Below are 12577 nucleotides of genomic sequence, written 5' to 3'. Positions count from 1 at the left end.
TCAGTATTACGTTTTATTGAATGGCACAATTGAGAATACATCTCATTATCTATATAATTCGCATCAAATCCCTACTCTCTCATTAATATTCTGGGTTCATAGATGAAAAAACTTAAATTAAAATACCCCAAGGTCCTCGCAGCTTCCCTTATCATACTTTCAGGAAATACGCTTGCCGATGAAATAAAACAAGTTGACATTGAAAAAATTACCGTTAGCCCTACGGGGCTTATTTCATTTGTCAGTGCCTCAGCAAGTAAATCAGATACGCCAATTATCGAAAGCCCTGTCTCTGTTTCAGTACTTACCTCTGAACGAATTCAAGATCTTGGCGCGGAAAACCTCCAAGAAGCAATTGGTTATGTGGCGGGCGTTTTTAACGGCCCGTATGGCGTAGATACGCGCGGCGATTGGGCCAACATTCGAGGCGTAGCACCCGTGCAATACTTAGACGGCCTGCAGTTGATGTTTGGTTATTACAATAATGCACGTCCAAATACCTATAACATGGAGCGGATTGAAATATTAAAAGGTCCCTCATCGATGCTTTACGGACAAGGTTCAACGGGTGGGATCATAAACATGGTCACCAAGCGCCCTCATGCGCAAACAGAAGGAGAAATCATCGCACAGGTCGGTAACTTTGGTCGTAAACAAATAGCCGGTGATTTCAACACAACATTGACCGAAGACGGATCGGTTGAAGCACGCTTTGTGGGGCTATATAGAGAAAGTGGCACTCAAACTGACTTTGTTGATAATGACGCTACTTTCTTTGCGCCGAGTTTAGCATGGCATATCAATGAAAATACAAGCTTAACCGTACTGGCTAATATTCAAAAAAATGAATCAGGCTCGAGTACGCAGTTCTTTCCCCATGAAGGCACACTTTTACCAGCAGAGCATGGTCAAATCGACAGTCGTCGTTTTGTGAGCGAGCCAGGTTGGGATAAATATGACACAGAACAAAATACAGTTACGCTCATTTTAGAGCACACACTAAATGAGGACTTCTCAATAAGCTGGTCATCGCGTTATTTAGAGAGCGAGGCAATTTACCGCACCATGTATGCATGGCCACCAAAACTTCAGGATGATAAGCGCAGTATCGAACGTAACTTCAGTTTACAAGATGCATCATCTGACACAATTACATCTGACCTGCAGCTTCATGGCCTCATCTATACCGGAAACCTTGAGCATAACTTAGTTCTAGGTATTGATTATCAAAGCGCAGATACAGATACAGACCGCTTATATCTCACACCTGCGTCAATAAAAGCAGCAATAGGTTTAGATGTAAATACTTCGCTGGACTTGTATAACCCAGACTATGGTCAAACAGGGTTTTTACCTACCACAGCCCTAATACCAGACACGCCAGGGAAGAACGATCGTCAGTTAGGTTTCTACATCCAAGATACCATTAAATATGATAACTGGGTGTTTAATGCCGCACTGCGTCGAGACAAGGTTAAAAGCAAAAGCGATGCCGCTGATTCAGTTAAGGCTACGCAATCTGCAACAACAGGTCGCCTAGGGATCCTATATAGTTTTGAAAATGGTATCGCACCTTATGCCAGCTACTCAGAATCTTTTCTACCAATTTATGGTTCACGCCCACAAGGAGGAGATTTCAAGCCTCAAGAAGGTGAGCAAGTGGAAGTTGGTGTTAAGTTCCAACCTCAAGGAACTGAGCACCTGATCACAGCTTCATATTTTGACATCACGGATAAAAATAAAAAGCGTGTGGTCTCGCCAGAGATCACCGTACAAGATGGCAGTGTTGATATAGAAGGATTCGAAATAGAGGCACAATTAGAGTTTGACCAATTTGATGTATATTCTGCTTATGCCTATACCAAATCTGAGCAAGAAACATCCGATAAAACACTGGCGGAACTTGTACAATTATATGCATCGGGTCAAATAAGTTATTTAAGCCAAGCACTCACCGATACAGCACCACTGTCAGCAACACCTAAACACATGCTGAATACATGGGTTACATATAGACCAGAGCAATCATTTGAAGGGTTTAAAGTAGGTGCTGGCTTTAGGTATGTGGGTGAAACGTACGATGGCAGTCGAGACATCACATTCATGAGTCAAGCCATAAATACTCGTAAAGTCACCGATAGTTATACCCTATTTGACTTTATGATTGGTTATGAATTTGACAATATAGATATTAATCTTAATATCAAAAATTTAACTGATAAAACAGTCGTAACAAGCTGCCTTTATCGCGGTGATTGTTTTTATGGTCAACGCCGCACTGTAACAGCAAACATTAAATACAAGTTTTAAGCTTAGTTAAAATATCAAGGGCATGGTGCTAAATGGAGAAAGCACCATGCCCTTAGTACATTCAAGTGAGGAGTTAGCTCAAACTGAGTTGAATGGCTCAAACTTACGGTCGACACACTTAAAACTTTAGTCTAAAGCTCACTCACCATCGACATACAAATCGATTCCACTTTATTAACGTTCATTTCTAATGGCCTATAAAAGTGCCCTACTGTACAGCCACGCCATCACGCACTATATCAAGACTTCACGGTGATCAATCATTCTCATAGTCTATAATTCAACACTAGCGAGCATGGGCTTTTGACTTGATTGATAAATAATCAAACTGAGCTGTAACTGATAAACAAATCCGTCACTATTACAGTACACCTCAATTAAATGATTACTCGGCGAGGCAAATCAGGTAAAATAAGTCGGTTTTATATATGAGCATTGTATAGCAAAAGAGGTTTCTATGAGTTTGTACACAGAATACATGGATGAAATCCAAAACCGTAAACAAGAACTTGGGTTGAATCCAAAGCCAATTGATAGTGCGGATTTACTATCTGAAATTATTGGTCAAATTAAAGATACGGGTCATGCGCATCGCGAAGACTCATTAAATTTCTTTATCTACAACACGCTACCAGGAACCACCAGCGCAGCCGGTGTAAAAGCAAAATTCCTAAAAGAAATCATTCTTGGTGAATCTGTTGTAGAGGAAATCACGTCTACTTTCGCTTTTGAATTACTATCTCACATGAAAGGTGGTCCTTCTATTGAAGTACTGCTTGATTTAGCATTAAGCGATAATGCGGCTGTTTCTGCACCAGCAGCTGACGTATTAAAAACACAAGTATTCCTTTATGAAGCTGATACTGAACGTCTAGAAGTTGCATTCAAAGCGGGCAATACAATTGCAAAAGACATTCTGGAAAGTTACGCACAAGCAGAGTTTTTCACTAAACTACCTGAAATTGAAGAAAAAATTGACGTTGTTACGTATATCGCTGGTGAAGGCGATATCTCAACTGACTTACTTTCTCCAGGTAACCAAGCCCACTCTCGTGCTGACCGTGAATTACACGGCAAATGCATGATCACACCTGAAGCACAACAAGAAATTGTAGAGCTACAGAAAGAACACCCTAACGCAAAAGTTATGCTTATTGCTGAAAAAGGCACTATGGGTGTTGGTTCATCACGTATGTCTGGCGTTAATAACGTGGCGCTTTGGGCGGGTAAACAAGCAAGTCCATATGTTCCCTTCATTAACATTGCACCAGTAGTTGCAGGTACAAATGGTATCTCACCTATTTTCTTAACGACGGTTGGCGTAACTGGCGGTATTGGTCTTGACCTTCAAAACTGGGTTAAGAAAACAGATGAAAATGGTAACAATGTCACTGACGCAAATGGCGACCCCGTACTTGAAGAGGCTTACTCTGTTGCAACCGGTACTCTTTTAACAATCGATACCAAAAAGAAAAAGCTATACAACGGCGACAAAGAGCTTGTAGATGTGTCTTCTGCGTTTACACCTCAAAAAGTTGAGTTCATGAAAGCTGGCGGCTCTTATGCGGTTGTATTCGGTAAAAAGCTACAAACTTTTGCAGCTGAAACATTAGGTATTGAAGCGCCTGCCGTATATGCGGCATCAAAAGAGATCTCTCATGAGAATCAAGGTCTAACTGCTGTTGAAAAAATCTTTAACAACAATTCTGTAGGTGTTGCATCTGAGACTGCTCTTCACGCCGGTTCTGATGTACGTGTTAAAGTTAATATTGTTGGTTCACAAGATACAACGGGCCCAATGACATCACAAGAACTTGAAGCAATGGCTGCCTCTGTGATCTCACCTATTGTTGATGGTGCATACCAGTCAGGTTGTCACACGGCTTCAGTTTGGGATAGTAAAGCACAATCTAATATTCCAAAACTAATGGCGTTTATGAACAAGTTTGGTTTAATCACAGCACGTGATCCAAAAGGTATTTATCATTCAATGACTGACGTTATTCACAAAGTGCTGAATGACATTACCATTGATGATCGCGCGATTATTATCGGTGGTGACTCGCATACTCGTATGTCTAAAGGTGTCGCATTTGGTGCTGACTCTGGTACCGTTGCTCTAGCATTGGCTACAGGTGAAGCGGCTATGCCTATTCCTGAGTCTGTAAAAGTGACTTTTAAAGGCAGCATGAAAGGTCACATGGACTTCCGTGATGTAGTACATTCAACTCAAGCGCAAATGCTTAAGCAATTTAGCGGTGAAAATGTTTTCCAAGGTCGTGTTATCGAAGTACACATTGGTACTTTAATGGCTGACCAAGCGTTCACGTTTACAGACTGGACTGCAGAAATGAAAGCGAAAGCTTCAATCTGTATTTCAAATGACGAAACGCTGATCAAATCTATCGAGCTTGCTAAGAGCCGAATCCAGATCATGATCAACAAAGGGATGGAAAACGAAGCTAAAACACTACAAGGTCTTATCGACTTAGCAGATAAGCGTATCGAAGAAATTAACTCAGGTACTAACCCTGCGTTAGCACCGGATGACGCTGCGAAATACTACGCTGAAGTGGTTGTTGACTTAGACCAAATCAATGAACCTATGATTGCCGACCCTGACGTTAATAACGAAGACGTGTCAAAGCGTTACACGCACGACGTGATCCGCCCAGTATCATTCTACAACGACAAGCCAGTTGACTTAGGGTTTGTTGGGTCTTGTATGGTGCACAAAGGCGATATGAAGATCATCGCGCAAATGCTAAGAAATCTAGAAGCTAAAAATGGTGCAATTACATTTAACGCGCCATTGGTTGTTGCGCCACCAACATATAACATTGTTGATGAGCTTAAAGCAGAAGGCGACTGGGATATTCTTGCTAAGTATGCAGGGTTCGAATTCGACGACGAAAAACCTAAAACAGCAGCACGTACTAAATACGAAAACATCATGTATCTAGAACGCCCTGGTTGTAACCTATGTATGGGTAACCAAGAAAAAGCAGAACCTGGTGATACCGTTATTGCAACATCTACGCGTCTTTTCCAAGGCCGTGTTGTTGCTGATACGACAGAGAAAAAAGGTGAATCGCTACTTGGTTCTACACCACTTGTTGTTCTTTCAACAGTATTGGGTCGCTTCCCAACAATTGAAGAGTATACAGCAGCCGTTGATGGTATTGACCTAACAGCATTTACCCCGTTAGAAGCAGAACTGACAACTAAATTCAGTGCTGAAAAAGCAGTTCCTGTAAAAGTTGTTGATGCTAGCTAATACCACTGAAATAAAAGCGTAGCAGATACGCTTTTTAGTGTTGATTAAGGTTTGCTCGGTTATATAAATTTATTTAGTAACCGAGCAAGCCTTTTTGTATATTTATTAGCCACCTGAGGCCTAATTTAACCAACACATAAATCAAGCGTAAGTGAAAACGATTGCATTTTATGTCAGTAACTCCGAACGAAAGACTTCAAGTTCCATAGGTTGATATACAAGCCCAACAGACTCCCCTACCTCACCTGCATATTCAAAGCCGTACTTTTTATATATATCAATTGATGATAGCGACGCGCTTACGGTTAAAATATCTGTGCGTACATGGGACAATATCGCGCTAAATAGTGCTCTACCAACACCTTTATTTTGAAAGTCTGGATCAACAAAAAACATCGCAATGTGATGCCCCGCTTTGAGCTCAATAACCCCCAAGAACTGATGATTATCAACAGCCACCAGTATGATATTATCTTGCTGCATCCTCTCTAAAAAAGCACTGGTCTTGGCTATTTTAGTAAATGTTAAAACGCCCTCACACGGCAAACTACTCGCGATAGATGTTTCAAATGAACGCATGCAAATCATACTGATATACTCTGCATCTTTTTCTCGTATTTCCCTTATCTGCATGTTTATCTCCCTTATATACTGTGCCTTCGTCGATTTTACTTGTATCCAAAAGCTTATATCTGAAGAACTAACTTATAAATAAATCTTCGCCATTAAGACTAAGCTATGTGGAAAATATATACTTTCAATATTTTAAACAACTGTACGTACAATGTCCCCTTGGTTCATTTGATTTAAGAAATGTATATTTGCGACTTTTAGATTCCGATAAATACGAAAAGCAATTGATACACGCATTCAAGCGTAACTCCCCCTACAAAAGCGCCTGCTTAAGTTAGAAAATAATCTATTCAGCTAACTCTTATTTCCTTAACAAAAATAGTCGCCATATCAACTGTGTAAAGACGACGGTCAAAAAATAAAATAGCTAAAAACAACCCGAATATACAACTAAAAAATTCCCACCACTCCCATTCAACACATAAACCATGTTACAATAAAAAAATTATAGTTATATGTAATCACTCTATTTTCAGGCGTTTTAAAGGAATATATCAATGAATTTATCTGACTTACTTTCAATGTATAAATACGAGTTTAATCAAATTAAGAAGCAAGCAATTCGTATCGAAATGATATCTCGTGACTGTCATTTGAAAGAGGATACTTTAGACCTTTTTACATCTAAGTTTTGCGGCAAACCTTTTATCCCTAGTAGCCTTGCCTATCCAATTGGTAAGTACAATAAAAAGCCTATGTACCTTATTGCACAAATTAATTTTAGCGAACTCCCAGAGCTGAACGGGCTCCCAACAGCGGGACTGCTACAAATTTTTAGTGAAAGTGATGACTGTACGATCTATGAATCAGCAATGATTCAATTTATTTCTGCACAGCAAATGCAAGAAGCCCCCATATCAGACTTTTCTTTTATTGATGAGATCGCACAAGATGAATACTTAGCAACGCCAACACATCAACTGCGATTCAAAAGACAAAATGACTTTGGTAACTCACTCAATAACACCACTATTAATGTACCAGAGTGTGACACAATGTCTGATCTATTAGACAAGATCCAAACAGAACAAAAAATGACCGACCGTGACTTTGAAGAAGTGATTGAGAAGTTCGACAGTTTATCTTCCTACAGTAAAATCGGGGGATATTCAGTTGCTGTGCAAGACCCATTTGAGGAAGATGAAATGATGTTAGTGCTGCAACTTGATTACTTAAATATAGAAAACGCGGTTGGTGATGGATCACTGTATGTACATGTCCCTAAACAAGATCTCATATTATCCAACTTTAATAACGCAGAAGTAGTTTATGAATGCAGCTAGCCACCTTAGATTAATAAGGTAATACGAGATTATTATATTAAAAAGCCAGCACATGCGTGTTGGCTTTTCAAACTTTTATTTAAGTACAGCTACCACTCAAACATGTATGCCATTTTACTAATTGTTTTTAGCGCAACACCATGTGTATTGCGTTTAGCATAAAGATGTTGCAGCGATTTATCTTTCACTTCCCCAACTATTACTTCTTTAACTTGATAACCCATTGCGTTTGCTGCAGTGGTATAGGCAACAAATTCCCATTTACGAATATTGGTGTTATCAACAATAATTAAAGGGATCCCTTCCGCCAATGCGTTAATAAACCGGGCTAGGTTTAAGTTATGATATTGTGGTAATTTGAATTTTTGAAAGTGATATTCACCGTCTTCATTATAAAAATAGTCATCGGTCGAACAGATAAAAAACTGGCTTTCGTCACCTGCAACCATCTCATCAGACAAAGATTCAGCATAATGGCTTTTGCCGCTTCCCGGCAAACCCCGAAGGATAAAAACTTGTTTCATCGACAATTGTTATTACCTATGCTCATGAGCAAATAAAGTGAGTATTATTGTCAGCATAATGCCATAAATTTTATCAATAATCATGAACTATAGCTGTACGGCAAATTAAATTAAGCATCACTGAACAAAATACACACAAACACATCTCTATGACTCGTTGATTTCAACAAAAATGGAACAAGTTGCAAAAGAGTTGCTCTTGGCGGTTTTTTTATTGGCGTATCAAAGGTAAGATATGGTTTATGTGCCTGCGAACGTTCGCGGGCACACTCGATTAATTATTAGGTAACTTATATCATTGGAGTGAAGATGAGCCACATAGCGATAACGGAGCTACTAAAAGGCACCGTTGCGGTAGACAGCCAAGTAACAGTTAAAGGTTGGATCCGTACACGCCGCGATTCAAAAGCAGGTATTTCTTTCTTAGCCGTCCATGACGGTTCTTGTTTTGACCCTATTCAAGCTGTTGTGCCGAATTCGCTCAATAATTATGACGAAGTTACTAGTTTAACTGCAGGGTGTTCTGTAAAAGTAACTGGCGTTTTAGTTAAATCAGAAGGTAACGGACAATCTTTCGAGATCCAAGCAAACTCGGTTGAAGTACTTGGTTGGGTAGAAAACCCAGACACGTATCCGATGTCTGCAAAGCGCCATAGTATCGAATACCTTCGCGAGCATGCACACTTGCGTCCGCGTACAAATGTAATGGGCGCTGTAACACGTGTTCGTAACTGTTTGTCTCAAGCGTTACACCGTTTCTTCCATGAGCAAGGATACATGTGGATCAGTACCCCTATTATCACAGCAAGTGATTGTGAAGGTGCTGGCGAAATGTTCCGCGTATCAACGCTTGATATGAATAACCTACCTCGCACAGACAAAGGCGATGTTGATTACAGTGAAGACTTCTTCGGTAAAGAGGCATTTTTAACAGTATCAGGCCAATTAAATGGCGAAACATACGCAAGTGCGATGTCAAAAATCTATACATTCGGACCAACATTCAGAGCCGAGAATTCAAATACATCTCGCCACCTGGCTGAGTTTTGGATGGTAGAGCCTGAAGTTGCTTTTGCTGACTTAGACGATGTTGCAAACCTTGCTGAAAGCATGCTGAAGTATGTATTTAATGCTGTATTAACTGAGCGTCGTGATGATATGGAATTCTTCGCTCAACGCATTGAAAAAACAGCCATCACTCGTCTAGAAGAGTTTGTAGAAAAAGATTTTGCACAGGTTGATTACACTGATGCGATCACCATTCTTGAGCAATGTGGTAAAAAGTTTGAGTTCCCTGTTGAGTGGGGCGTAGACTTACAGTCTGAACATGAACGCTATTTAGCTGAAGAACACTTTAAAGCACCGGTTGTAATTAAGAACTACCCGCGTGACATTAAAGCATTCTACATGCGTCAAAATGAAGATGGTAAAACAGTGGCAGCAATGGATGTTGTTGCACCTGGCATTGGTGAGATCATTGGTGGTTCTCAACGTGAAGAGCGCTTAGAAGTGCTTGATGCTCGCTTAGAAGAAATGGGCTTAAACAAAGAAGACTACAGCTGGTACCGCGATTTACGTAAATACGGCTCAGTACCACACTCTGGTTTTGGTTTAGGCTTTGAACGCCTAGTTGCATACGTAACCGGTATGGGTAACGTGCGAGATGTTATCGCCTTCCCTCGTACAAAAGGCAGTGCAACCTACTAAGCACGAATGCTTTTACGAAAAACCCCGCATTGACGGGGTTTTTTTTGTGACGTGAATGACGCTGTAAAAATATATCTTTACAACAAACAAAACACGGTGATATTTAATTCTTTTTTACAATCGCAATTGTTGCATGCGGATAGATTGTTTGTACCTTACCGTCATGAGCATGTACTTCTACCGTGTATACTATCCAGCTTTTACTCACCATTAAACGTCACCTTATGCAAAGTAGCAGTAGCGCTGGTTTCAGCTAACACAGTCCATAAATAAGTTAACGGGTCTTAATTTGGATCTAACGCTATTACTTCTAGCCTAATCGGCTTATTTATTTTTGAGCTCTCAGATATCAATACCTTTGTTATTATTGGTAGGTAACTGAATGGACAGCTTGCTGGTTTGAAACTTCGCCATTTCGTAATAACATGATCTCGTTCGCTTAGGGAGTGTCCATATATATCAGTTTAAATTTAAGTGGTGTAAATTGTGAAAGTAAAGAGGTTTATAAAAAATCAAAGCCGTTTAAAACGACTTGATAATTTTGAGACAACACGCTGTGAATTAGAGTTTAAACCGTTCAACAGACTCAGCTAATCTATGTGCAAATTGGCTTAGCGACTCACTGCCACTGGCCATTTGCTTCATAGAAGTAGCGTTATTGCTGGCAGAGTCTTTAGCTTCAAGAATAACATGTCCAATTCGCTGACAGTCACCTTCTTGTTGTTTTGCTGATTGAGTTACCTGTTCACTTAAGTGAGTCACTTCATTCAATGCATCTTCAATTTGCTGCATCACAGCCACCAATGCCTGACTTTGCTCAACACACACAGAAGCATCAGTTTGGCCCACATGAATGGCATCTGCAGCATGTTTAGTGTCTTTTTGCAGTGCAGATATCATCTTATTAATTTCTTCAGTTGAGTCTTGTGTTCTGGATGCTAAAGTTCTCACTTCATCCGCCACAACAGCAAACCCTCGCCCTTGCTCACCAGCACGAGCAGCCTCGATTGCCGCGTTGAGAGCGAGTAAATTCGTCTGCTCTGCAATAGATATGATGGTGTCAAGAATTGAGCCTATATTATTGCTATGGGACGTCAAGCGCGTCATCATGTCTACTGCTTCAGACATCTTAGTATCCAGCGACTCAATGTGTGATTGATTATCCATAACCAATTTAGATGCTTCAGACTTTCTATCATTAGCGTGTAATAAACTGTCTAAACTCTGTTTGGCATTTTCTGAGACATTAAAGGCAGAGCCAGAAACCCCCTGTGCAATCAATGTGGCATCATCCATTCTCTGCATCTGGGAAGTGGCAGTTTCTGCAACTAATCGACTCTCCGTTAACGACCTTTCAGAAACGCTATCTAATTCATGAACTTTAGTATTTATGTCCTCTAACAAACTTCTCAGACTGTCTTTTACTTTATTTATATTATCTATCAATGTGCCAAATTCATCATCGTTACGTTTTTTCATATTTTTTGAAAAATCACCTTCGGCTAGGTGATTAAGCATTTTATTTACTGCTTTGAGCGGTGATAACATGGCACGACTTGTTGAATAAGCAATGAACGCCGCTAAACCAACAAAAATAATTGCCAGCGTAATCGCTGTTGTTTGTGCTTGCGCGATGCGATTTTGTGTAAAACGCTGCGACGCTTCAAATGACGCATTCGTTTTATTTTGTATGGTATTTAAAATTTGTAACACATTTTCAGAATACTCTTCAGCCCGACGATATGTTTTTTTAGCATCGGCTTGTGCTTGAAGATGAGTTTGAAGTGCCTCATATAGTTTTCCTGGTGATTTTAATAACCTGTCTATATCATTCATTGAGTATTCAAACGCTGAAAAAACTTCAGATGCATCGACATCCTGCGCTTGTCGCTTTAAAAATTCATAATTGTTATTCATGTTGTCTAGAATAAACGACATATCATCTTTATGGGCAGAGATATCATTGAGCGACAGATTGGGGATTTGTTTTGCGTTTGTTTCTAAATTAAATAACATGTCATCAATACGCATGCCTGTTCCAACCATCTCTTCAAGCTGACGGCCTGGCACTCCCTCTAGTAGTTCAATATCGAGCATAGTAATACTGGCTTTGTCTTTTATTTCAAGTAATTGCTTCAAAAGTCTGCCAATATCTTGTTGTGCCACCAAAGCACTGGTTTTAAGATTGAGCATCGTATGCCCCGTCTGCTCCATGGCACTAATCACCTGCTCGATTTCTGGCACTGAGTTCATCAATGATTGCGTGTAGTCAAGTGTACTTTTTAACTGGGCAGTTAAGTTTCTTTGTTCAAATGCCGCAGATTCAAAACTTCTTTTGGCTAATGTGAGCTCATTCACAGACTGCAAATTGAACGCTTGGGCAATTTGCTTGCTCAACCTGAGTTGTTGCAGCTGTAAAGCATCTGCTGCGCGTTGGCTGGGTAATGTGACTTCTGTTACTTTTTCATTTGCGTCACTGATTTGTGAGAGCGCGACATAACCAAGAGCACATGCTAAAAGGAGTAATATACCTATCGCAGCAAAGCCAGATGTAATTTTTTGTTTTATAGTTAAGTTACTGAACATTAATAAGGTTCCCGCAGTTGAGGGCCGTACACTATGTGATAAAACAAAGCAAATTCCAAGCTTTTACCCTAAAACAATTGTTTATTATTAAATAAACTTAGACAAATAAGCTTAGAAATACCAAATTTGAAAAGAAAAATGTCTTAAAAATTCAATTCAATGACTACTATAATATTTTCACGTGAAAAGAGTTATCTATAACAAAATTAAGAATAGAATCAAATAGGTTTAGGGAACCGGCGTTTTTCAAGGTAGTT

At 39.8% G+C, this 12577-nt stretch carries 7 protein-coding genes; 4 read left to right on the top strand and 3 right to left on the bottom strand.

Annotated elements, in window-relative coordinates; translation table 11 throughout:
- Positions 1-102: 102 nt before the first annotated feature.
- Both CWC18_RS02530 and CWC18_RS02525 read left to right on the top strand, forming a co-directional pair.
- A complete protein-coding gene (locus tag CWC18_RS02530) occupies positions 103-2310 on the top strand; it encodes a TonB-dependent siderophore receptor (protein WP_138674637.1) in 2208 nt (735 codons plus the stop codon).
- A 457-nt stretch (positions 2311-2767) separates the two neighbouring features.
- Entirely contained in the window at positions 2768-5587 is a 2820-nt protein-coding gene (locus CWC18_RS02525) for a bifunctional aconitate hydratase 2/2-methylisocitrate dehydratase (protein WP_138674636.1), read from the top strand.
- 168 nt (positions 5588-5755) lie between these two features.
- Here CWC18_RS02525 and CWC18_RS02520 read toward each other — a convergent pair whose 3' ends face one another.
- Positions 5756-6220: a GNAT family N-acetyltransferase gene (locus CWC18_RS02520; protein ID WP_171041018.1), complete on the bottom strand. Its 465-nt coding sequence runs from the start codon at positions 6218-6220 to the stop codon at positions 5756-5758.
- Between the two features lie 497 nt (positions 6221-6717).
- On the opposite strand from CWC18_RS02520, the gene CWC18_RS02515 reads away from it, so the two are divergent.
- Positions 6718-7503, top strand: a complete 786-nt coding sequence (locus CWC18_RS02515) for a DUF1963 domain-containing protein (protein ID WP_138591254.1) — start codon at positions 6718-6720, stop codon at positions 7501-7503.
- Positions 7504-7592: 89 nt separating this feature from the next.
- On the opposite strand, the gene CWC18_RS02510 is transcribed toward CWC18_RS02515, so the two are convergent.
- On the bottom strand, positions 7593-8027 hold the full coding sequence (locus CWC18_RS02510) for an AAA family ATPase (protein WP_138591253.1): 435 nt from the start codon (positions 8025-8027) through the stop codon (positions 7593-7595).
- Positions 8028-8336: 309 nt separating this feature from the next.
- Here CWC18_RS02510 and asnS point away from each other — a divergent pair, with 309 nt between their 5' ends.
- Positions 8337-9734 carry an asparagine--tRNA ligase gene (asnS, locus tag CWC18_RS02505; RefSeq protein ID WP_138591252.1) on the top strand — a complete coding sequence of 466 codons (1398 nt, stop codon included), beginning with the start codon at positions 8337-8339 and terminating at the stop codon, positions 9732-9734.
- Positions 9735-10295: 561 nt separating this feature from the next.
- On the opposite strand, the gene CWC18_RS02500 is transcribed toward asnS, so the two are convergent.
- The gene (locus CWC18_RS02500; protein ID WP_138674635.1) at positions 10296-12320 is read right to left on the bottom strand and encodes a methyl-accepting chemotaxis protein; all 2025 of its coding nucleotides are present in this window, start codon (positions 12318-12320) and stop codon (positions 10296-10298) included.
- Positions 12321-12577 lie beyond the last annotated feature (257 nt).

Origin of the sequence: Pseudoalteromonas aurantia, from assembly GCF_005886875.1 — a bacterium.
GTDB lineage: Bacteria > Pseudomonadota > Gammaproteobacteria > Enterobacterales > Alteromonadaceae > Pseudoalteromonas > Pseudoalteromonas aurantia_A.
The sequence above is the reverse complement of the archived record's forward strand: the minus strand, read 5'-3'. Positions and strand labels throughout refer to the sequence as shown.